The sequence below is a fragment of the Sphingomonas adhaesiva genome (assembly GCF_036946305.1).
Taxonomy (GTDB): domain Bacteria; phylum Pseudomonadota; class Alphaproteobacteria; order Sphingomonadales; family Sphingomonadaceae; genus Sphingomonas; species Sphingomonas adhaesiva_B.
The window spans coordinates 554,805-577,770 of sequence record NZ_JAQIJJ010000004.1 but is presented as its reverse complement, the minus strand read 5'-3'; the positions used below and the strand labels follow the sequence as shown (position 1 = coordinate 577,770).

The 22,966-nt window shown below is 66.7% G+C and carries 17 protein-coding genes; 14 read left to right on the top strand and 3 right to left on the bottom strand.

All coding sequences use genetic code 11. The features are described 5' to 3' along the window. Positions 1 to 140 precede the first annotated feature (140 nt). From glgC to PGN14_RS09065, 4 genes are all read left to right on the top strand, one after another. The gene (glgC, locus tag PGN14_RS09080) at positions 141 to 1,400 is read left to right on the top strand and encodes a glucose-1-phosphate adenylyltransferase (protein WP_335299162.1); all 1,260 of its coding nucleotides are present in this window, start codon (positions 141 to 143) and stop codon (positions 1,398 to 1,400) included. A 130-nt stretch (positions 1,401 to 1,530) separates the two neighbouring features. Then, positions 1,531 to 2,973: a glycogen synthase GlgA gene (glgA, locus tag PGN14_RS09075; protein ID WP_335299161.1), complete on the top strand. Its 1,443-nt coding sequence runs from the start codon at positions 1,531 to 1,533 to the stop codon at positions 2,971 to 2,973. Further along, complete coding sequence (locus tag PGN14_RS09070; protein ID WP_335299160.1) at positions 2,970 to 4,589, top strand: alpha-D-glucose phosphate-specific phosphoglucomutase; 1,620 nt, start codon at positions 2,970 to 2,972, stop codon at positions 4,587 to 4,589. The genes glgA and PGN14_RS09070 overlap by 4 nt, the downstream gene beginning before the upstream one ends. Continuing rightward, a complete protein-coding gene (locus tag PGN14_RS09065) occupies positions 4,586 to 6,289 on the top strand; it encodes a glycogen debranching protein (protein WP_335299159.1) in 1,704 nt (567 codons plus the stop codon). Before PGN14_RS09070 ends, PGN14_RS09065 begins: the two co-directional genes overlap by 4 nt. On the opposite strand, the gene PGN14_RS09060 is transcribed toward PGN14_RS09065, so the two are convergent. Next, positions 6,286 to 6,621 (bottom strand): PilZ domain-containing protein, encoded by a 336-nt coding sequence (locus PGN14_RS09060; protein ID WP_335299158.1) that lies wholly within the window; start codon positions 6,619 to 6,621, stop codon positions 6,286 to 6,288. The genes PGN14_RS09065 and PGN14_RS09060 overlap by 4 nt on opposite strands. Positions 6,622 to 7,519: 898 nt before the next feature. Here PGN14_RS09060 and PGN14_RS09055 point away from each other — a divergent pair. The 6 genes from PGN14_RS09055 to PGN14_RS09030 all read left to right on the top strand — a co-directional run bounded on the left by PGN14_RS09055 (position 7,520) and on the right by PGN14_RS09030 (position 15,593). Next, positions 7,520 to 8,377 (top strand): pYEATS domain-containing protein, encoded by an 858-nt coding sequence (locus tag PGN14_RS09055; RefSeq protein WP_335299157.1) that lies wholly within the window; start codon positions 7,520 to 7,522, stop codon positions 8,375 to 8,377. A gap of 1 nt (position 8,378) precedes the next feature. Next, a complete protein-coding gene (locus PGN14_RS09050; RefSeq protein WP_335299156.1) occupies positions 8,379 to 9,254 on the top strand; it encodes a 3'-5' exonuclease in 876 nt (291 codons plus the stop codon). Between the two features lie 79 nt (positions 9,255 to 9,333). Beyond that, positions 9,334 to 10,278: a toprim domain-containing protein gene (locus tag PGN14_RS09045; RefSeq protein ID WP_335299155.1), complete on the top strand. Its 945-nt coding sequence runs from the start codon at positions 9,334 to 9,336 to the stop codon at positions 10,276 to 10,278. Position 10,279: 1 nt separating this feature from the next. Beyond that, the gene (locus tag PGN14_RS09040; RefSeq protein WP_335299154.1) at positions 10,280 to 13,378 is read left to right on the top strand and encodes a hypothetical protein; all 3,099 of its coding nucleotides are present in this window, start codon (positions 10,280 to 10,282) and stop codon (positions 13,376 to 13,378) included. Continuing rightward, a complete protein-coding gene (locus tag PGN14_RS09035) occupies positions 13,365 to 14,243 on the top strand; it encodes a hypothetical protein (protein ID WP_335299153.1) in 879 nt (292 codons plus the stop codon). Before PGN14_RS09040 ends, PGN14_RS09035 begins: the two co-directional genes overlap by 14 nt. Positions 14,244 to 14,427: 184 nt before the next feature. Then, positions 14,428 to 15,593 (top strand): IS3 family transposase gene (locus PGN14_RS09030; RefSeq protein ID WP_443019486.1). Its coding sequence is split into 2 segments (ribosomal slippage): positions 14,428 to 14,689 and positions 14,689 to 15,593, totalling 1,167 coding nucleotides; the frame shifts between segments, so codons are not numbered across the junction. A 34-nt stretch (positions 15,594 to 15,627) separates the two neighbouring features. Here PGN14_RS09030 and PGN14_RS09025 read toward each other — a convergent pair. Then, positions 15,628 to 15,756: a hypothetical protein gene (locus PGN14_RS09025; protein WP_335299151.1), complete on the bottom strand. Its 129-nt coding sequence runs from the start codon at positions 15,754 to 15,756 to the stop codon at positions 15,628 to 15,630. A 968-nt stretch (positions 15,757 to 16,724) separates the two neighbouring features. Here PGN14_RS09025 and PGN14_RS09020 point away from each other — a divergent pair. The 4 genes from PGN14_RS09020 to qatD all read left to right on the top strand — a co-directional run bounded on the left by PGN14_RS09020 (position 16,725) and on the right by qatD (position 21,467). After that, entirely contained in the window at positions 16,725 to 18,614 is a 1,890-nt protein-coding gene (locus tag PGN14_RS09020; RefSeq protein WP_335299150.1) for a KAP family P-loop NTPase fold protein, read from the top strand. Positions 18,615 to 18,835: 221 nt separating this feature from the next. Continuing rightward, a complete protein-coding gene (gene qatB, locus PGN14_RS09015; protein WP_335299149.1) occupies positions 18,836 to 19,396 on the top strand; it encodes a Qat anti-phage system associated protein QatB in 561 nt (186 codons plus the stop codon). Further along, positions 19,396 to 20,676, top strand: a complete 1,281-nt coding sequence (gene qatC / locus PGN14_RS09010) for a Qat anti-phage system QueC-like protein QatC (protein ID WP_335299148.1) — start codon at positions 19,396 to 19,398, stop codon at positions 20,674 to 20,676. The genes qatB and qatC overlap by 1 nt, the downstream gene beginning before the upstream one ends. Further along, positions 20,673 to 21,467 carry a Qat anti-phage system TatD family nuclease QatD gene (gene qatD / locus PGN14_RS09005; RefSeq protein WP_335299147.1) on the top strand — a complete coding sequence of 265 codons (795 nt, stop codon included), beginning with the start codon at positions 20,673 to 20,675 and terminating at the stop codon, positions 21,465 to 21,467. Before qatC ends, qatD begins: the two co-directional genes overlap by 4 nt. A gap of 265 nt (positions 21,468 to 21,732) precedes the next feature. Here qatD and PGN14_RS09000 read toward each other — a convergent pair whose 3' ends face one another. Then, on the bottom strand, positions 21,733 to 22,965 hold the full coding sequence (locus PGN14_RS09000; protein ID WP_335299146.1) for a GIY-YIG nuclease family protein: 1,233 nt from the start codon (positions 22,963 to 22,965) through the stop codon (positions 21,733 to 21,735). Between the last annotated feature and the right edge of the window lies 1 nt (position 22,966).

The following is a 22,966-nucleotide window of genomic DNA, read 5'->3' as shown; positions in this document are numbered from 1 at the left end:
GTGGCGCGGGCGACCTGCATCGTACATCCTCTCGTGCGTTTTTCACCCGAAGGCGTTGTTTTTCAACGTAATGCCTTCGTTGCAGTTCCGACGTTAACCGTAATTTCATAATTGTAAAGAGTTGATAGGGAGAGAGCCACGTGGACGAACGCAAGGGTCAGCCGCTGGCGCGCGACGCCATGGCTTATGTGCTGGCCGGCGGACGCGGCAGCCGCTTGAAGGAACTTACCGATACGCGGGCGAAACCGGCGGTCTATTTCGGCGGCAAGAGTCGGATCATCGACTTCGCGCTGTCCAATGCGCTCAATTCGGGTATTCGCCGCATCGGCGTCGCGACGCAATATAAGGCGCATTCGCTGATCCGGCATCTTCAGCGCGGCTGGAACTTCCTGCGTCCGGAACGTAACGAGAGCTTCGACATCCTTCCCGCCTCGCAACGCATCAGCGAATTCCAATGGTATGAAGGGACCGCCGACGCGGTCTATCAGAATATCGACATCATCGAGGATATCGCGCCCGAATATATGGTGATCCTGGCGGGCGATCACATCTACAAGATGGATTACGAGATCATGCTGCGCCAGCATTGCGACAGCGGTGCCGACGTGACCGTCGCCTGTATGGAGGTGCCACGACTGGAGGCGAGCGCGTTCGGCGTGATGCACGTCGATGCGCAGGACCGCATCGTCGATTTCGTCGAGAAGCCCGCCGACCCGCCGTCGATCCCCGGCCAGCCCGACGTCGCGCTCGCCAGCCTGGGCATCTACGTCTTCCACACCCGCGTGCTGATCGAGGAGCTGAAGCGCGACGCGGGGACGGAGGGGTCGAGCCGCGACTTCGGCAAGGACATCATCCCGCATCTGGTGAAGGGCGGGAAGGCGATCGCGCACCGCTTCTCCGCCAGCTGCGTCCGCTCGCCCGACGAGCCCGCGGCCTATTGGCGCGACGTCGGCACGGTCGATGCCTATTGGGAGGCGAACATCGACCTGACCGATGTGGTGCCGCAACTCGACCTCTACGACCGCGCCTGGCCGCTATGGACCTATGCCGAGCTGACCCCGCCCGCGAAGTTCGTCCACGACCTCGACGGGCGGCGTGGACAGGCGGTGTCCAGCCTGGTGGCGGGCGACTGCATCATCTCCGGCTCCAACATCCATCGCAGCCTGGTGTCGACCGGGGTACGGGCGCACAGCTATTCCTCGCTCGATGAGGCGGTGGTGCTGCCCTACTGCAAGATCGGGCGCGGGGCAGAACTGTCGCGCGTGGTGATCGACCGCGGCGTGGTGATCCCCGACGGATTGATCGTCGGGCAGGACCCCGAACTCGACGGCCGCCGTTTCCGCCGCACCGACAAGGGCGTGTGCCTCATCACCCAGCCGATGATCGACGCGCTGGGGTGATGCTGCAATTTCCGTCTCACCCTCACCCTTCCGGCGCTTCGCGCCTCCCTCCCTCTCCCGGCGGGAGAGGGAAGGGGCCCATCGGCGCAGCCGATGGGAAGGGTGAGGGTGACACCATGAAGGTTGTTGCATGACCATCTCCGTCCTCTCCGTCGCCTCCGAGGCGTATCCGCTGGTCAAGACCGGCGGCCTCGCCGATGTCGTCGGCGCGCTCCCCGCGGCGCTGGCGCCGCACGATGTCGCCACCACCACGCTGCTGCCCGGCTATCCCGCGGTCCTGGCCACGCTGAACCGCCCGCGCGCGGTGCATCGCTGGACCGACCTGCTCGGCGCGCCGGCGCGGCTGCTGGCGGGAACGCTCGACGGCACCCACCCGCTGCTGGTGCTGGAGGCGCCCTCGCTGTTCGCGCGCGAGGGCGGGATCTATGCCGATGCGCTGGGCCGCGACTGGGAGGATAATTGGCGCCGCTTCGCCGCACTGTCGCGCGCCGCGGCGGACGTCGCGGCGGGCGCGGTGAAGGGACGGCGCTTCGATATCCTCCACGCGCACGACTGGCAGGCCGCGCTCGCGACCGCCTATCTGCGCTATGGCGGCGCCCCGGTGCGCAGCGTCATGACGGTGCACAATATCGCCTTTCAGGGCCGCTACGATGCCGCGGTCTTCGCCGCGCTGGGGCTGCCGCCGGAGGCATGGGCGATCGACGGCGTCGAATATTATGGCGGCGTCGGCATGTTGAAGGGCGGGCTGGAATCCGCCGACGCGATCACCACCGTCAGCCCCACCTATGCGCAGGAGATCCTGGAGCCTGCGTTCGGCATGGGGCTGGAGGGGCTGGTCGCGGCGAAGCGCACCCGCGTCCATGGCATCGTCAACGGCATCGATCCCGCGGTGTGGAACCCCGCCACCGACCGCGCGCTGCCCGCGCGCTATACCGAGCGCACGCTGGCGAAGCGCGTCGCCAACAAGCGCGCGGTGGAAACCGCCTTCGCGCTGGACGAAGGCGACGGCCCGATCCTGTGCGTCGTCAGCCGCCTGACGTGGCAGAAGGGGATGGATGTCCTCGCCGACTGCGTCGACGCGCTGGTGGCGATGGGCGCGCGGCTGGCGATGCTGGGATCGGGCGATGCCGCGCTGGAACATGCCTTCCGCCTCGCCGCCGATCGCCATCCCGGGCGGGTCGGCGTCCGCATCGGCTATGACGAACCGCTGTCGCATCTGTTGCAGGGCGGGTCGGACGCGATCCTGATTCCGTCGCGGTTCGAGCCGTGCGGGCTGACCCAGCTCTACGGCCTAGCTTACGGCTGCGTTCCCGTGGTGGCGCGCACCGGCGGGCTGGCCGACACGGTGATCGACGCCAACGAGGCCGCGCTGGACGCGGGCGTCGCCACCGGCGTGCAGTTCAACCATGTAACACGCGAGACGCTGACCACCGCTATCGCGCGTACCGTCGCCTTGTACCGCACGCCCGATCGCTGGACCGCGATCCAGCGGCGCGGCATGCGATCCGACTTCTCCTGGGCAAAGAGCGGCCAACGCTACGCCCGGCTCTACAGGGAGCTTCTCTCGGCATGATCCGTACCCACGCGACCACCCCGTTCACCGATCAGAAGCCGGGCACCTCCGGGCTGCGCAAGAAGGTGAAGGTGTTCCAGCAGCCCAACTATGCGGAGAATTTCATCCAGTCGGTGTTCGACGTGGTGGAGGGAAAGCAGGGCGCGACGCTGGTGATCGGCGGCGACGGGCGCTACCTCAACCGCGAGGTGATCCAGACCGCGATCCGCATGGCCGCCGCCGCCGGCTTCGCGCGCGTGGTGGTGGGGCAGGGCGGCATCCTGTCGACCCCGGCGGCCTCCAACGTGATCCGGCAGCGCGGCGCGCTGGGCGGTCTGGTGCTGTCGGCCAGCCACAATCCGGGCGGACCGGACGAGGATTTCGGGATCAAGTACAATGTCGCCAACGGCGGCCCCGCGCCCGAGAAGGTGACCGAGGCGATCCACGCGCGCACGCTGTCGATCGCCGAGTGGCATGCCGCCGATACTGCCGACATCGACCTCGACACCTTGGGCGAGGTGACGGTGGAGGCGATGACGGTCGAGGTGATCGACCCCGTCGCCGATTATGCCGCGCTGATGGAGACGCTGTTCGATTTCGACGCGATCCGCCGTGCCGGTCTCACCATCGCGTTCGACGCGATGAGTGCAGTTACCGGACCTTATGCGAGGGTTATCCTCAACAACCGGCTGGGTTTCGCCGCCGACAGCGTGCGGAATGGTGAGCCTTTGGAGGACTTTGGCGGTCACCACCCCGACCCCAATCTGGTGCATGCGCACGACCTTCACCAACTTATGATGTCGGACGCCGCGCCCGACTTCGGCGCGGCGTCGGACGGCGACGGCGACCGCAACCTCATCATCGGCCGCGGCCGCTTCATCACCCCGTCCGACAGCCTGGCGATGCTGGCGGCGAACGCGCACCTCGCGCCCGGCTATGCTGGGGGGCTGAAGGGCATCGCGCGCTCGATGCCCACCAGCGCGGCGGCCGACCGCGTCGCCGCGGCGCTGGGCATCCCCGCCTTCGAGACGCCGACGGGCTGGAAATTCTTCGGTAATCTGCTCGACGCCGGGATGGCCACGATCTGCGGCGAGGAAAGTGCCGGCACCGGCAGCGACCATGTCCGCGAGAAGGACGGGCTATGGGCGGTCCTGCTGTGGCTCAACATCCTCGCCGTCACCGGCAAGAGCGTCGACACGATCGCGCGCGAGCATTGGGCGCGGTTCGGGCGCAATTACTACGCCCGCCACGATTATGAGGGCGTCGACAGCGCCGCCGCGGACACGCTGATGGCCGGGTTGCGTGCGCAACTCGCTGACCTGACCGGGAAATCCTATGGCACGCTGACCGTCGCCGCGGCGGACGACTTCGCCTATGAGGATCCCACCGACGGCTCGGTCAGCCGTCACCAGGGCGTGCGCGTGCTGTTCGAGGGCGGCAGCCGCGTCGTTTTCCGCCTGTCGGGCACCGGCACCAGCGGCGCCACGCTGCGTGTCTATCTGGAGCGCTACGAACCCGCCGACGGCGACCTCGACGCCGAAACGGCGGACATGCTGGCGGAGATCGTCGCCGCGGCGGAGGCGATCGCGGGCATCGCGCGCCACACCGCGCGCAACGAACCCGACGTCATCACATGACCGCGACGCTCCGGCCGGACGGCACCCGCTTCGCCGTCCGCGCCCCGCGTGCGGAGGCGGTGTGGCTGTGCCTGTTCGACGACACGGAACGCAGCATCGCGATGACGCGGGATGGCGACGACTGGACGGTCGACGTCGCGGGCGTGGGGGAGGGCGCACGCTACGGCTTCCGTGCGGCGGGCGCGCCGCCGTTCGACGCGGCGAAGCTGCTGGTCGATCCGCATGCGGTGACGCTCGACCGCGCCTTCGTGCAGGATCCGCGACTGGCGGAATATGGCGCCGACACCGCCGATCTGGTGCCGCGCGCGATCGTCACCGCGCCGCTACCCGCGCTCGACCTGCCCCCGATGCTGCAACCCGGCGGGCTGATCTACGAAATCAACGTCCGCGGCTTCGCCATGCTGCACCCCGACGTGCCGGAGGCGCTGCGCGGGACGGTCGCGGCGCTCGCACATCCCGCGATCATCGCGCACCTGAAGCGGATCGGGGTGTCGGCGGTCGAGCTGATGCCGATCGTCGCCTGGATCGACGAGCGTCACCTGCCGCCGCTGGGACTGCGCAATGCCTGGGGCTATAATCCGGTCGTGCCGATGGCGCTCGATCCGCGCGTGGCGCCCGGCGGCATCGCGGAGGTGCGCGACACGGTGGCGGCGCTGCGGCGTGAGGGGATCGGCACGATCCTCGACCTCGTCTTCAATCACACCGGCGAAAGCGATGTGATGGGGCCGACGCTGGCGCTGCGCGGGCTGGACGACGCGGCCTATGCCCGCGCGCCCGACGGTGCGCTCATCAACGATACCGGCACCGGCAACACGCTCGATTTCGCGCAGGCCAGCGTGCGCGCGCTGGTGTGCGACACATTGCGCCATTTCGTGACGCAGGCGGGGGTGGACGGCTTCCGCTTCGATCTCGCCACGATCATGGCGCGCGCGCCGGGGTTCGCTGCCGACGCCCCGATCTTCGCCGAGATCGCCGCCGATCCGCTGCTGTCGCGCCGGATCATGATCGCCGAACCATGGGATCCCGGCCCCGGCGGCTATCGTCTGGGGCAGTTCCCGCGCGACTGGTGGGAGTGGAACGACCGCTATCGCGACGACGTGCGTCGTTTCTGGCGCGGCGACGGTGCTCTGGGCGCGCTGGCGACGCGGATCGCGGGATCGAGCGACGTCTTCGGCGACGAACGCACGCGCGGGGTGAGCTTCATCGCCGCGCACGACGGTTTTACATTGCGCGACACCGCGACCTATTCCGAGCGCCGCAATCACGCGAACGGCGAGGACAATCGCGACGGCCATCACGGCGAGATCGCCTGGGCGCGTAACGGCGAGGGCGTGCGCGCGATGCTGGCGACGCTCTATGCGACGCGCGGCACGATCATGCTGTGCGCAGGCGACGAGTTCGGGCGTACCCAGTACGGCAACAACAATGCCTATGCGCAGGACAATGCGACCGTCTGGCTCGACTGGGACGGCCGCGACCGCGCGCTGGAGGCGTTCGTGGCGGACCTCGCCGCGCTGCGGGCCGCCTGTCCGGCGCTGCGCGATCCCGCGCTCCGCCACGACGCGCGCTGGTTTTGCCGCGACGGCGCGCCGATGCGCGACGCGGATTGGGACACCGCCGACGCGGTCGAGATGCGGCTGCCGGAGGTGAGCGTCACGATCGACCGCGCCGCCGGCGCGGTCGCGATCGTGCCGCGTTAGCCGACCATCAATTGCGGCGCGTGGGTGGTCGCGTCGGTCAGCCGGCGCAGTTCGTCCGCCGTCAGCGGCTTCAGGAATTCGCAGCCGAACGTGTCGCCATCGGCCCAGGTGACGCGCGCATGCCGCGCGGCATGGCCGGGCAGCGTCAGGTTCAGCAGCGTCCCCGGCGGCAGCGGCAGCGAGGCGCGCCCACGCAACCCCAGCACCGAGGCATCCAGGATCGAGATCGACAGCGCCAGCTTCGCAGTGGCGCGACAATCGACCGGATGGCGCGGCGCACGGCGCTGATCGGCGGAGGACACGGGGGCGGAGCGTTGAGCGGCAGCGGTCATGGGTTCTTGGTAGTCATTGTGGGTAAACGAGGCGTGACCAGAATGCGCAATATGAGGTTAGCGAGGCGCTAACCATGGTGGCGCGTGCGCGTGGGTGAGTGCCGGTCAAAACTGGTGCGAAGAGGCGGCCTGTAACCACTCCATGCCAAGGGGGAGAGCGAGGAAACGTTACCTCTCACCGCAAACACACCGCAGTCAGTAGCATGAGGGTCGTTGGAGGCCCGCCGCGGCAAAGCCGCGTCGTCAGTCGCCACTACGCGGCGCTGGCCGGGCTTTCGCTGATCGCTGGGTTGCGCAGCAACCAAGCTGCGAAAGCTGGAGCGGGTGAAGGGATTCCGTTCCAATATCTTACGGCGCCGAAAGCCACGGAAATCCGCGGTTCTTGGTTCGTCCGATCAGCCTTGTGCTACAGGTTGGTGCACAGTTCAATGTACAATCCGGAAGGCAGCCGTGGCCGGAATTCGATAAGCTCATTTGCGTCTGGTCGTGGTGGAAAGCAGCACGTCCGCTGTCGAGTACTACACGAACCATGTAGCCGTTCATTCAGGTGGCGCGGAGGAGCGTCAAACGCTCGCCTTAGAACGGGCGCAGGTCAGTGGTATGCAAACAGCTCGTTGTCGAGCGGCTAGATTCCCGGCGCAGCGGCGAAGCGGGACGGAGCCCCTTGTTCTCACGTCCCTTCTTGACCCCGGCTGGGGGTATGGCACGAGTTGCTTCTTGGGGTCGTGCAGGGGACTTGATGGTGGGGCGGAACACAAATTTGTTCTGGAGAGGGGGCCGACTGCGGCACACCGAGCGAGCGCTCGGGTTCCTGGTGTGCCTCAGCGCAGGCGCGTTCGCGCTCCTCGTCGCCACGGCTCCTGCGGTGGCGGCGTCGTGGTCCTACCTCGGGATCGCAGTGGCCACCGCGCTGGCGTCCTTCTCAGTCGGCCTCGCCCTCGGACTCTTCTTCGGCCTGCCTTCGCTGGTACCGCGCGTTGCGGGGACGCCCTCCGCCCCGGTCGCCGAGAGCACGTCGCTAGAGCAGATCGCCGATTGGCTGGTGAAGATAGTTGTCGGGATCACCCTGACCCGCTTCGACGTCATCAGTGGACGGCTGGAGAACGCCGCCGCCCAGATCGCCGCCGCAATGGCCTGCCGACCCGCCGGGGAGCCCTGCGGCGCCCCCGTCGCGGGGACGATCATGGCGTGCTTCGCCGTACTCGGCTTCCTCATCGCTTATCTTTGGATGCGGCGCTACTTCCTTGGCGAACTCAGGCGCGGACGGGAGGAGGCCGAACGGGAGATCATCGACGAGGCCGTCCGTAGCGGCGACTTCCAGACCACACCTGTCTCGACGTCCAGGGCCTCTCTCGACGGACCCGACGCGGCCGCCCTAGCGGCCATCGTTCCCGGCGACCATCCGGACGACCCATGGAAGGGCCAGTTCGGAGGCGAGTCAGAGGACGCGGAGGTGCGGCTGCGCGGCGAAGTCGAGCCGTTGCAGACGAGGCCGGGTCTTTACGCGCTGGGCATCGAACTTGAGGGCCGGACACGGGAGGCGAGAGACCGCCTAGACGGAACCGTGGTCACGTTCTTCCTCCACCCCACCTTTAAGCGTTACCGCCGTTCAGTGGTTTTCCGGAAGGGCCGGGCGCGGCTAGAGCTCGTCGCCTATGGCGCATTCACCGTTGGCGCAGCGACGGCAGGCGGTAGCCGCGTTGAGCTGGACCTTGCCGAGCTGCCCGGCGCGCCCGCCGGGTTCGTCGAGGCGTGACGTGACCGACGCGCCGGCGACCCGCCTTGTGAGCCTCCTGAAGGCCATGGACGCCTCAGACGACTATCGGCTGCTGAGGCGTGTGCCGGAGGAACCGCCGATTGAGCCGGACGACGGGTCACCTTCTATGAGCGTGGCGGTGGTCGACGTGGAGACTACTGGTCTGGACCCGGACAGCGACCGCATCGTCGAGCTCGCGATCCGCCGGATCCGCATGACCTTGGACGGGCGGCTCGTCGGGCTCGGCGAGCGGCGGTCGTGGCTTGAGGATCCTGGCCGCCCGCTCGACGCGGAGGTGGTGCGTCTGACCGGCCTGACCGATGCCGATCTCGAGGGCCGGCGCATCGACGACCGGACGGCTGTGAGCGTCCTAAGGGCCTCCGACCTCATCGTCGCGCACAACGCCGGTTTCGACCGGCCGTTCGTGGAGCGCCGGCTGCCCCAGGTGGCGGGCGGCGCGTGGGCATGCACCTGCAACGACGTGGATTGGGCTGCGCTCGGCTTCGAGGGTCGCTCTCTCTCCCACCTAATGTTCCAGCTGGGGATGTTCTTCGACGGACACAGGGCTGCCTCGGACGTTGGGGCGCTCATTGCGATGCTGGTCCACCGCCTCCGCGACGGGCGCGCATTGTTCGAAGTCTTGCTGGAGGCGGCTCGTCGCGACACCGTGCTTGTTGATGCCGTCGACGCCCCCTTCGAAGCCGCGAGGGTGCTTCGCGCCCGCGGCTATCGGTGGAACCAGCGGGACAGGCGCTGGCGTCGCGAGATCGGAGAGGAGGCGCTTGGCGCGGAGTGCGAGTGGCTTGACCGCAAGGTGTACAGTTCGGGCGGCGCGCCCGCTTTCTCCCGCGTCACCTGGCGCGAGCGCCATGCGTAGCGGTTGGCGTCGCGTTCGCAGTGTCGTGCAGTCCCCGAATCTCCGGGACGCGCGCGAGGCCGATGTGCGCGGGGTGGGCTTGGCGCTCGGCCTGGCGATGCCGCTCGGGAGGCGGCGGAGCGGCCGTTGCCCGCTCCCGGACCACGTTGACCGCGATCCGTCGTTCTGGATCAGCCCCGATGGGCGCCGCTGGAAGTGCTTCGGCTGCCAGCGCTTCGGAGACGCCCTCGACTTAGTTCGCGCGGCGCGGTCGTGCGACCTGCCCGAGGCGCTGGAGCACTTCAGAGACTGGCGCGGCAGTTCGGCGGTCGCGCTGGCTCGGGTGTCGGCCGGACCTGCCGTTTTTGAGTGGCGCGAGCCGGATCCGGATGTCTACGCCCGCCTGCTAGAGCTTTCCCCGCTTTCGGAACGGGGTCGCGACTATCTCGCTTCGCGAGCGATCGCCGCCCGCGTTATAGAGATGTCGCACGTAGGCGAGATCGCTGCGGACCGGGGGGCGTTCGATCTCCTGCAGCGCGAGTTCGGTGAGGACAGGCTCGATTCCGCCGGACTGCTCGGTGGGGAGCCCGGCGGACCGCGCCGCCCCCTGTTTCGCGGTCCAGCCCTCCTGTTCCCCTTCCAAGAGGATGGTGTGCCGGTGGCGCTCCAGGCGCGGAGCCTCGGCGGCGCCGACGCGAGGTGGATGGGGCTCAGGGGTCAACGTAAGCGCGCCTATCGCCTGCTCGGCGAGGACCGCATGCGCGGCGTGTGGATCTGCGAGGGCGTGACGGACGCGCTCACCGCCGCTGGCCTCGGGCATGACGCCCTTGGCATGCTTGGGGCGGACGCGGGCCTCGACGATGCGACGCTGGCCCTACTTCGCGGCCGCGACGTTTACGTTGTTGGCGACAACGATGATCGAGGCAGGAGCTTCGCTAGACGCCTGCTACGTCTGCTCAGCGCGCATGGGATCGCGGCCGACGAGTTTCGGGTGCCGACACCCTTCAAGGACCTGAACGACTGGAGCATGTGCTCCCGTGGTTGACTTGGCCCGCATCGCGCAGCCTGAGAACCTGATGCGAGCTTGGCTGAAGGTCAGGCGCGCCTACGTTCACATGGACGGCCTTTACGATCAGGGCGAGGTAGCCGTCTTCGACCTGGAACTCGAGTCTAACCTGCGGGACATCGGCTCCCGCCTAGCGGCCGGGGAGTACCGGTGCGATCCACTCCGCTTCCAGCCGCAGCCGAAGAAGCCCGATGCGGACGGCAATCCGCGCATGCGGGAGTCGTTCCTGCCTACGGTCCGCGACGAGGTCGCGTGGATGGCGGTCCTGAATGCCATCGGACCCGCCCTCGACGCGCGCATGCCGGGGTGGAGTTACGGCAACAGGCTTTACCGCACCGTCTGGTTCGACGGCGATAGGGCTCCGGGCTCTTCCCGCGAGTTGCTCATCGGACCGTATCGGCACACGACCGGGCACACCTACCGGCGGTTCAAGCACTCCTGGCCGCTCTTCCGCAGGCACCTCTCCCTCGTCGCGCGCACCGTCGCGCTCCGTCGCCCCCTGCGCGAGGACGAGCAGGAGGATACCGAGAAGGGAGCTTGGCTCATGGGCCAAAGCGGGCATACGCGCTTGCCCTACTTCGACGGCCTCGGGGGCGACGGGGAGGGAACGCGCCTCTACCATGCCACCTTCGACCTTGAAGACTTCTACCCTAGTTTAACGGCGGCGAACGTTATGGCGGGTATGTCGACCTCGCCGGCGCTCGGCGACGGGGTGCTGCGGCTACTTGAGGGCATGTTGCGGTTCGACGTGAGCCACGACTACGCGGGCGAACTCTTCGTGTTCGCCGATGAGGCGCGGCGAAAGGTGGTCCCGTCCGCCTATGACGGCGTGCCAACGGGCCTCATGGTGGCGGGCTTCCTCGCAAACGTCGCGATGCTCCCGGTCGATCACGACGTCGACAGGAAATTCATCGAAGACCGCGACGTTGCCCACTTCCGCTATGTCGACGATCACGCCCTCCTCTCAAGGGACTTCGCCAGGCTCGTCGACTGGATCGGCTGGTATGGCGACCGGCTGCAGCACCACGGCATCGCGGCCGGCATCGCCGCCGAAAAGTATGAGCCCGAGAATCTGGCTGGCGCGCTGAAGGGCCCCGCTAGGTCGGAAGAGTTCGAGAAGGCGCGCAAGGCATGCGAGATCGACGGCTCCAAGTCGATCACGCTGACAACCCGCACGCTGGCACTCGTCTCAGTGCTGGCCGGCGTCGAACCCGACGTGCTGGCTGATGGCCCCCGCACGACCCACCTCGACCAGCTCAAGTACCTCCTCCTCGCCAACATCCCCGAGGCGGAGATCAGGGGCGACACTCGTGCCTCGTTCGCTGCGGGGAGGATCGCGATGATGACTCCCGGGCACCACAAGGTGTCGCGCGACCTAGTCGAGGCGCTGCGTGTCTGCGCGAGGGGTGACGACGCCGGGCTAACGGGGGACAGTGCGGAGGATGACGCCGCGAGGCGAAGGGACGCGGAGCTTGAAGGGCTAAGAAAGTCCGATCGGGAGGCGCGGCAGGCCATGCTCGTCCGCCACTTCGAGTTGCTCGTTGATGCGGTGCGGGCGCACCCGGACAAGCCGAGGCTCTTTCAACGCGCCCTGGAGTATTGCCGTCGCACTGGGCACGACGGACTAGGCGCCCTTGCCAAGCTGCTGTCCGAGCGCGGCTCCACGCCGTGCCACGAGGCGCGCCGGCGGTACATGCGCGCTCTCGGCAATCAGCTGCTCGCGCGCTTGGTGGTGGATGCGGCTGGCTCAGTTGGCGACCGAAACATGCTGGGACGCCAGCGGGAGGCTGCGCAACTATTTTTAGCTAACGTCGCCGACTTTGGGCGCGATGGATTCGGCGTGGACGACGCGGCCGAGTTCGCCGCGTCGTCGCGGCGTGCGCTGATCGCGTCCTACGCCGTCGCGGCGGCTAGGCTGGTCCACGCTGGCAGGGCCGCACGTGACCGGTCGTTCGTCGCCATCGCGAGACGCCTGCGCGGACTGGCGCTCGCCTCTTCCAGCGCCAGCGCCAACGGGATCGCCGCCTGGCGGGCGGCCGTCGGCGCGACGCCGCTCTCGTGGCTGCACTGGGGGGAGATGGTGTCGGCGTCCGACGACCGGCCCCCGGTTTGGTGGAATGCTGCGCTCGCGCTGGCCGACCTTTCGCAGGCCGCCGACCGTAATGCGGTCCGTCGCCACCCCGGACGTGTCACCACTGCCATTCTTGAGCGGATCGGACCGGACTTGCGCGACGACGACGGTGGCTGGCTGCTGGACGTGGAGCGGCTCTCGGGCTTGACCGCCGTGCGGGAGCGGGTGCGCTCGCCGGAGGGTTCGCTGGTCGATGGCGGAGTGTCCCTGTATGGGTGGATCGACGCGCTCAGGGGCGCGTCGGTCCATGATCCGCGGCTTACCGAATGGACGGCTCTGACCCTCGTTCGCCGACTGCTTGAGCAGACGATCGACCCGGTCCAGCCGCTGGAGGTCGCAAGGCGGCTGCACCCGGCGAACGTGCGCGTGCCGGATGCTTGGGCCGACCCCGAGCCGGACCTGATCAAACGAACCTGGGAGGGCTGGAAGGCCGTTGCCAGGGATGGCGAGAGGCCGACCCTGCGGTCAGAGCCGGTCCTCGACTACCGCTACTCCGTCGAGGGGGCCTCGGGCACCCGGCTTACGGAGCCCCTGCACGCGATCGGATCGCTGCTCTGGGGGCTGTTCAGACGAGATTTTGCGCTTCCGTCCCCCTGGAACATACGTGGGCAGGAGCGCGCGGTTCTGCGACGCCTCTACGCCGACCTGGAGTCCCTGCCGATATCGTCGGACAGCGCGCGCTTCCTGCGTGCCTGCCTCACGCCGCGTGGGGTGGAGAATGCCGATCCCGAGGTGCTATCCATGATCGAACAGGTCGCCGACGACACCGAATTCGAGCTCCGGTTCGAGACCCTCGCCGACGTGAGGGACGAACTGGCTCGCATCGTTTCGGTACTTGAGGGTCAGCAGGTGACCGTCATGGACCACCAGCCTCGACAGCTTGTGCCGGTGCGGCTCGCGGAGGCGGCCAAGGCCGCGGTGGAGGATGATGCCGATGTCGCTGCCTGACCCCAGCGCTTGCGTGGAGTGGCTGCGGGTGGGGCTCGTGCAGACGGGGGTGCATCCCTGCGCGTGGCAGAGCGGAGCGAAGATGTCGCGCGAGGAGGAGGAGGCCGCGATTGCGGAGATCAGGACCCTGATGGGCGCCTTTCAGGGGCCCGAGGCTCCCGATATCATCCTGCTTCCCGAACTGGCGGTGCCGCGGGGCTGGGAGCGGGAGCTCCGCCGGCTGGCGGAGCGGCTCGGTGCGGTGATCGTGGCGGGGGTCGACTACGCCGTCGGACCGGCGGGCGTCCGCAACGAGGCCGTCGTGATCGTCCCGTCGGTTTGGCGTGACCGTCGCGTGGGTCGGGGCACAGTCACTCGCCGAATTGCCAAGACCTACGCCGCCGAGGCGGAGCAGCGGGGCCTCAAAGAGGTAGGGCTACATTTCATTCAGGAGCCGTCCGTTTGGGTGTTCGACGGCGGCGGCTTCGGCAGCTTCGGCGTCGCGCTATGTTACGACTTCCTCGATCTCGAGCGCGCCGCGATGTATCGCAAGCGAATCCAGCATCTATTCGTGCTGAGCTTCAATCGGGACTCGCACTCGTTCAACCACATGGCCGAGGCGCTTGCGCGCACTGTCTATACGAACGTCGTGGTCTGCAATTGCGGGCATTTCGGCGGCTCCCTCGCCGTCTCGCCCTTCCGCGAGCCGCCGAGACGCGTGATTTACCGGCACGACGGGCCTTCCCTCTCCACCGTGCAAACCTTCAGCCTTCCCGTCCGCGAGTTGGTCGAGCATCAGGCAACGGGCGGCAAGACTTTTAAGGGCAGGCCGCCGGGCTACACTGACGAGGTCCTGCTTGCCTTACGAAATTCCTCGCTCGAATGAGCAATCAGTGGCGCCAGTCTGCCGCGCGGAGCCCGCGGCCCGGTCATCCCACCAGTCCGAGGCCTGATCCTTTCGTCCCGAATGAGCCTTGCCCTTCAGCCATTACGATATGGTTCAAGTGACGTGACCCCCGTTTCTTCATCCAGGTGGAACTAGAGACCGGCCCCTCAAAGGGACGGACGGAATGAAGCGGAAGCAATTCTCGGAAGAGCAGATCATCGGCATCCTGAAGGAGGCCGAGGCGGGCGCAGTGGTGACGGAGTTGTGCCGCAAGCACGGGATGTCGAGCGCGACCTATTACGCGTGGAAGGCGAAGTTCGGCGGCCTGGAGGTGTCCGACGCGAAGCGCCTGCGGTCGCTTGAGGAGGAGAACGCCCGGCTCAAGCGGCTGCTCGCGGATACGATGCTCGACAATGCGGGGTTGAAAGACCTGCTGTCAAAAAAGTGGTGACGCCCGCCGCGAAGCGGCAAGCGGTCGCGCATCTCCAGGCGACCCTGGGGATGAGCGAGCGGCGGGCATGCGCGGTTGTCGGGGCGGATCGCACGAGCATGCGGTATCGCTCGTGCCGGGCAGACGATGGCGACCTGCGGTCGCGGCTGTGCGAGTTGGCACAGCAGCGTCGGCGGTTCGGCTATCGACGGTTGCACATCCTGCTGCGCCGGGACGGCATCACGATCAACCGCAAGAAGACCCAGCGGCTCTACCGGGAGGAAGGTCTGACGGTCAGGCGCCGGAAAGGACGAAGGCGCGCCGTGGGCGCGCGGGCACCTTCACCGGTGCTGGCGCTCCCCAACCAGCGCTGGAGCCTGGACTTCGTCCACGACCAGCTCGTCACCGGGCGGCGGTTCCGTGTGCTCAACATCGTCGACGACGTGACGCGCGAATGCCTCCGGGCGGTAGTCGACACGTCGATCTCGGGCCGGCGGGTCGTGCGCGAACTGGCCGATCTGATTGCCGAGCGTGGCAGGCCGAAGATGATCGTCAGCGACAACGGGACCGAACTGACCTCCAATGCGGTGCTCGCCTGGTCCGCCGATGCCAGCATCGAGTGGCATCACATCGCGCCAGGCAAACCGACGCAGAACGGGTTCGTCGAGAGCTTCAACGGTCGCATGCGCGACGAGCTTCTCAACGAGACGCTGTTCTTCACCATCGGCCAGGCCCGTTCGATCCTGGCCCGCTGGGTCGACGACTACAACAACGAGCGCCCGCACTCTTCGCTCGGCTACGCCACCCCGGCGGCATTCGCCGCCCAACTCGAACAGCAACGGGCGGGGTTAACCCCGCCCGTTGCTTCACCTGCGCTCATGCGCAACAACACCGGTCAGTCTCTGGTTGCCGCTGGATGAAAGGCGGGGGTCACGTCAGCCGCCGTACCCTGAATCAGAAACGATCGGAGTAGCGCGCCGATGTCACATTGCCCGCGACGCCGTCGAACGTCAGTTCGATTTGTTGGTGGCCTCTTGGAGCGTGAACACTGAGGATATTCTTGATCGCATCGATGTCGAACAAGCTAATCTCGCGAGGAACACCGAGCAGAGCTCCGGGTTCACTTGCTCATCTCATCCTCGACGAAGATCGCCGAACGGTCGCTTTCAAGCAAGCCGGTCCAATTTAGCTGCTCACCTCGGCGTCAGCAGCTGCCGACGCGATGAACGAAGGTCCGGTGTCGAGGGGCGGCCGGCAGTAGCTGAACGTCCGGGATTGGTCATCTTGGCGGAGAAGGAACCGGCAACTCTCGACCAACATGTGCCGTTCGCCGAAAGATACGGGAACGACGGCTTGTGCCAAGACCCGCCGTTTGGCGAGCATCAACCTGCCGGGCTGCAACGCGCCTGATCCCGGTCGTCCAACGAGTCAGCTGCAAGCCCTAAAAGTGGACGTTCTGTCAGGTTAAGCGTCGAGCAAGAGCTTGGGTAGGAAGTTAACAGCCCGCGTTTGACGAAGACTGAGCTAAATAAGACTTTCGTTTGTGAGGCAGGTAGGCAGGAGGATGAACGAGCCGGAGCGCCAAGCCACCGATTATCGGCAGAGCATGTAGAGGCTGTGACCCGGCGCACTCCTGATCCCCGTCGGGTCGCTGATCGAAAGATTCGAAACATGTTCAGGTGGACGCGAGGATAGACCCTGACGAACAGGCTTGTGCAAGGCGGTGACGTTGTTGGGCCAGGCGAGCGGTGCCCTCCGTTCGCGGGCCAGCTCGCCGCTAGTTTGGGTCAGATCCCGCGGCGGATAGATCATGTTAGTCGGTTGCAGCAATCGTGATGACATTGACGGCACGTTTCGCAGTGTGGCGGTCCTCTCGCGAATTCGATCTAATTTGGCTGCTTTTTCCAGGTTACTCGACGGCCTGAAACAGCGATCTCGCTTGCGTAACACCTTCTTCACATTACCATGACGACCCTGTTGTCGGGGGGGGGGCGGACACGGGGATGTGGTCGGATAATCAGACATCGCGCGACCTGTTGAACTTCCAGCACGTGGCCGACATCGCGGCGGAGAGGATTTTCGGAGCGCGTGGACAGCCTCTGTCGATCGGGATCTCGGGCGGCTGGGGAATGGGCAAGTCTTCGATGATGGAGCTGCTGCACACGGCGTTGCAGCAACGTGTCGCCGAGCAGGCCATGGCCCACAAGATCGCAACCGACGCCGGCAGCGAGAGCAAGCCGCCCGACGAGGTCCGGTACGTGCACTTCAACGCGTGGCTCTATCAGGGACACGACGACGCGCGCGCCGCGCTCATGGAGGCGATCGCGCAGTCGCTGGTCGACCGCGCAGAAGCAGATGGCGCGAGCTTCGGCGATGGCGTCGTAAAGAAGGCGAAGGGCCTTCTCGCCAGGGTCAAGTGGTTCCGCGTCGCGAGCATGACCGCCGGAGGTGCGCTCGCCCTTTACACCGGATCCCCGCTACCGCTGATGCTAAGCTCCATGGCGAGCGCAGGCGGCGGGCTACTCGACGGCGATCTGTCGAACGAAGATCTCGCCAAGATCAAGACCGCGTATGCCGCCATCAGCAAGGAGGGGAAGGACTTCCTCGCCGCTAAGAAGGAGGAGGAGACGGTCGTGAAGATGACCCCGCCCAAGGCGATCGACGCCTTCCGCGCGGATCTGGAAGCGACCCTGAAGGAGATGAAGATCACGCTCGTTGTGCTGATCGACGATCTCGACCGCTGTCTGCCGGAGACGGCCATCGCCACGCTTGAGGCGATGCGGCTGTTCCTCTTCCTGCACCGCACTGCCTTCGTGATCGCAGCCGACGAAGACATGATCCGCGAGTCGGTGCGAGTGCATTTCAAGGGCGCTCAGCTCAGCGAGGCCATGGTCCGCAGCTACTTCGACAAGCTGATCCAGCTGCCCTTCCGCGTCCCGCCGCTCGGCACCCAGGACGTGCGTGCCTACCTCATGCTGCTCTTCATCGAGGCAAGCGACCTCAAGGCCGACCGCAAGGAGGACATCCGCGACGCGGTCTGTACCCGTCTGGGCCAAACCTGGAACGGCGCGCGCTTCGACCGCGCGTTCGTCCTCGATACCATCGGCGACGACTGTCCTGCCGAGCTGCGCAGCCGGATAGCGATCGCGGACCGCATTGCGCCGATCCTGACGAGTTCGCCCGAGATCCGCGGCAATCCGCGGCTCATCAAGCGTTTCTTGAACTCGCTCAGCCTTCGTGGATCCCTTGCCGAGCGGCAGGGCGTGGCGGTCGACGAAGAAGTGCTGATGAAGCTGCTGCTATTCGAACGCTGCGGATCGGCGGACGCCTACACCGCCCTGCTTTCCACCGTCAACGAGGCGGCCGACGGCAAGTCGAGCAAGTTAAAGGAGATGGAGGACGCGGTTCGAGGCGAGACGAGCGCGCCGCTTGGCAAGCCCTTCGACGATCCCTTCGTGCGCGACTGGATGCTCCTCGACCCGCCGCTGGGCGAGCGCGACCTCAGGGCCGCCGCCTACGTCAGCCGGGACAACCTCGCCATCATCTCCCGCCCCGACGAACTGTCGCCGGAAGCTGTCGAGGTGCTCGAAGCACTTCTCGCGGCAACGCAGCCCAGCCCGCCCCTCGCCGAGAAGGTCAAGGCGTTGAGCTACCGCGAAGCGGCCGCGATCATGGACCGCATACTCGTCAAGGCGGGCGAGGAGACGCGTTGGGGCGTTCCGCCGATACTCAACGGCGCCCTTTCCGTCGCTTCGGTCGACGAGCGACACGCACGCGAACTCTCGTCCTTTCTGGCGAACAGGCCGGGGCCCCAGCTGGAGGCCGGCATCGTGCCGCGCGTGGTCCAGCTTCCGTGGGGCAAGGACCTGCTGCGGCTCTGGGCGAACAAGGCCGACCTCAGCGTGCCGATGCGGAAGCGGGTCGAAAGGGAGCTCAGCTGATGGGAACCTCCGCGTCGAGCAGAGGTCCGGGTCCGAACGTCCCAATCGTGCCTCCCTGGGTCGACGACCCGGATCCGCCTCCACCGCCGCCCAAGGGCTCGCCTCCTCCGCTCGCGCAGCCGCGCCGCTTCCGACCAGCACGGACTTCGCTGGGGAAGTGGGCGCGCGAGGGGGGCGACGGACACCTGCGGCGAGGTCTAGGCCACTACACGTCAAGCGGGATGGGCGGCGCGGGCAACGCGACGTCGCGCATGGCCGGAAGCGCCTCCAGCGCGGGCGCCATATACGAAGCGCTTTCTGCGCTCGCGGCCGACCAGCCGCTCCCATCGCAATACGAGGTGTCCCGCTCGAGGCTCGCCGGTCTCAGCCAGGCCGAGATCATCGACGTCCTCGTCGACGCGCTGTGTCCAGTCGACGGGACGCAGGACGCCGAAGCCTCCCGCGACTCCGCGGCACGCGCCCTGACCGACATCGTCGATCAGGGCGGCGACGTGATAGAACTCGATCAGCAGCAGATCGACCAAGTCGTCCAGACCTTCCTCGGCAACGAGATCGCGCACCGCATAGCGCTCGACGTCGGCCTTGCGGTTATCGACAAGGCGCCCACGGCCAAGCTCGGCCAGCAGCGGTTGGAAGAGATGCAGGCCTACGTGAAGGAGGAGCTTGCCAGCCGATACGCCGCCCGTCGGGCGCTTAGCGGCACGTTGGACCGCCAGACCGCCGCCCAGCTGGGCCGCGACGTCATCAATGACACCTTCGACGTCTTCGAAAGCTATCTGTGATGAAGGTCGCCTGTCTCCCCGCTTCGCTGCCGACGCCGCTCGGCTCGAACATCCTGCGCTTCGACCTCTATGGCCGAGAGCCGTCTGCCGGCCGCGGCAGGGTCGGCGGGCTTGTCCCACCCGTGCTAAAGCGGCTGCGCCTAGCGCCAACCGAGCGGGCCTGGGACTTCGCATCGATCGCGCTTGCGGTCGTCGCCGCCGACGAAGCGGTGAGTCGGCTCGACAGCCCCGATGGATGGACCCGCCAGATCGAACTGATTGTGGCTGTTGCGGCACCTGCGTTCTGGGACACGCAGAAGGACGAGCTGCGGCGGGCGCTTGACTTCCTGACGGGCGACATCTGGTCGCTGACCTTCGTGCCGGGCGGCCACTCGCCCGCCCCGCCGAACGGGTCACGGCCCCGCCCCGAAAACGTCGTCTGCCTGCTCTCGGGCGGGATGGACAGCCTCGTCGGCGCGATAGACGCCGTCGCCGCTGGTCAACGCCCCCTGCTCGTCAGCCAGAAGGCGAAGGGAGACAGTGCCGATCAGTTGGCCTTCGCCAAGCGGATCTCGCCGGGCACGCTGCATCTGCAACTCAGCCACAACGCCAGACCACCGGGCCCTTCCGAGCGTTCGCAACGCGGGCGTTCGATCGTGTTCCTCGCCTTCGGCGTTCTGGCGGCGAGCAGTCTGGCAGTGACTAGGGACGGCGGCAGCGTTGATCTCCTGGTGCCCGAGAACGGGTTCATCTCGCAGAACGTGCCGTTGACGCCGCTTCGCACCGGCTCGCTGAGCACGCGAACCACCCACCCCTTCTACTTCAGGCAACTGCAGAAGGTCCTGAACGCCGCCGGACTATCCGCGAGAATATCAAACCCGTACGAGTTCAAGACCAAGGGCGAGATGCTCGCCGAGTGTCGCGATCAGGCGATCCTCGACCAGCTTGCCTGGAGCTCAACGAGCTGCGGACGCTACTCCCGCACCGGCTTCCAGCACTGCGGTCGGTGTGTTCCCTGTCAGGTCCGTCGGGGCGCCGTCACCGCCTGGGGCAAGGCTGACAGGACTGCGAAGGGATACAAGTATGACCCGCTGGGTCAGCGCGACCGCTGGCACACGCGCTTCGACGACGTCAGATCGGTAGCGATGGCGATCGATGCGATCGCGCAGAACGGATTAGAGCATTGGATCGGCGGCGCCATGAACGGCGAGATGCTTGGCGACGTGGCCCCGTATCGCGACGTCGTCGGTCGGGGTATCGCCGAACTTGCGACTCTGCACCAACACTTGGGTGTGACTTGATCGATCTTCACTGCCATGTGGATCTCTACCCCGATCCCGCGGCCATCCTGGACGAAGCCGAGGCCCGGGGCGCGTTTGTCCTCGCGGTCACCACGACTCCCAAGGCGTGGCGCGGCACGCGTCGGCTCGTGGGCGATAGGAAGCGCATCCGGGTAGCGCTCGGCCTTCATCCGGAACTGGTAGCGACCCGCCATGCCGAAGTTGAACTTCTATGTGCGCTGCTGCCCGAAGCACGGTACGTTGGCGAGATCGGCCTTGACGGGAGCGCGCCGCATCGTGGGTCCTTCGACTTGCAGAAGAAGGTCTTCGATCGGATCCTGCATCAATGCGAGACGCTTGGAGGACGTGTGCTCACCATTCACTCGCGCGCGGCGGCGGATCAAGTAATCGAAGGGATTGAGCGCTATCCTCGCGTCGGCCTGCCCATTCTTCATTGGTTCTCAGGGTCGACGAAGCAGGCAGAGCGCGCCGCCGCTGCGGGCTGCTGGTTCAGCGTAGGGCCGGCGATGATGCGTTCGGCCAAAGGGCGCACACTGGCAGCTGCGATGCCGCTTGATCGAGTTCTTACCGAGACCGACGCGCCGTTCGCACGATCGGGCGACCGACCACTCTATCCTTGGGAAGCCACCGACTGTGTTGGACAGCTGGCAGCTGTCCACGGCATTTCGCCCGAATCGACGCTCGCGACAATCAAACGCAATCTACGGAAACTGGCGGACTGGCGCGCCCCCGCCACCGCCAACGCCGAACACACAGGCCCTCGGCGTCGGTCTCAAACAGGGGCTGTATAGTTCTTCAGCAAGGATGGTGCAGGAAACTGAGCTAAAATCGATGTCGAATGCCTCGTTTGGTAAGCTAGGCGGCCGGCCTGGGCCATTCCCACCGCGGAGGCCGCCGAACGGTCTTCCGCTTAAGCTGTATCGTAGATCAAGAGCTGCCTGTTGGCTTACGGCCCAGTTTCGATCGGGCCGTGTCGCCTGAATGGACGTCCGCTTTCGAGAAGGGGTCGAACGGCTGTGAGCGTCCGCACCTGGGTCATCCCCGAATATGGTTTTGTTACGTGAGTCGTTGATCGTTGACCGATCCGCCGTGTGTGTTCACCGAAGCCAGAGCCACGGTTTGCGGATCGTAAGTCATTCCGGCCAGCGTTCCGTCGGCGATGCGGGCGACAATCTCGTCGACGATGGGCAGCGGCACCAGGAACCATTCGCGCGGGCGAACAGGTTTGCCGAAGCGGTCGGGGATTTCGACGTCGAAGCGGACGGGTTCGAGGACGCGGTGGATCAGCGCCTCCAGGCGGGAGCGGTGTACGTCGTACAGATTGTAGGTGGCGACGACGTCCACGCCGGCCAACAGATAGGTAGCGTCGTCGGCGGCACCGGCGATGCGTGCCTCGACCGACCCGCCGGTGATGCCGATCTTGTGAACGAGTTCGCGGTGCGCGGCGATGGTCGGGTGGGTCGAACGGCTGCGCAGGACGTAGAGTGTGCCCGTCGGCAGGTGGTCGGGTTCGACGTCGACCGGCTTGGCGCTGTCGAACAGCGGCCCGGCGGTCGGCTCGGTGATCCGGCGGCCGCCCTCGTCCTTGTATAGAGCGCGTTGGAGCGAGCGGAGCAGCAGGTCGCTTTCGGTGCCGTTGGAATAGACGACGCGCAGGCGGGCGTCGGTGTCGCCGTTGGGTGCCTCGATCGGCTCGCCCATGCTAGCGACATAGGCGATCTGCCCGCCGACGATGAAGAACTCGCCGGGTTTGATATCGGCCTTCGACATGCCGAGATCGCGGACGAAGGGTCGCGTGATGCGGACGCCGGCGTCGAGATCGGTCTGGACCTGCTCGAAAAGCGGCTTGAACGTCGCGAAGTCCGCGCAGCGTTTGGCGCTGGCGACTTCCTCCGCCGCCTGGCGATCGGCGTTGGAGCGGACGTTGCGCAACTGGGTGATGTCGTCCGATGCGTCGGGCTCGATCCCCAGTTCGGCCAGCAGCGCGCTGTCGTCGAGATCGTCGATCGCATCGGCATCGGTCGCGCCGTCGAGGAGGCCGTGCATGTCCATATCCGCCAGCAGTTCGTGGCAGTCCGCCTGCGCGCGAAGCCGGTCGAGACGCACGGCATAGAGCCGCTCGAAGATGTCGCGACCCTCGCCATGCTGTGGCGCGCGGCCATGTTCCTCGCGGAAGCGGACGATGTCCTCGAACCCGGCGATGATCCGTTCCTCGCGCGGCGTGCGGGCGCGGACCTTCTTCGGCGTGAGGTCAACGCCCAGTTCGGCGAGGATATCGTCGTCGGTCATG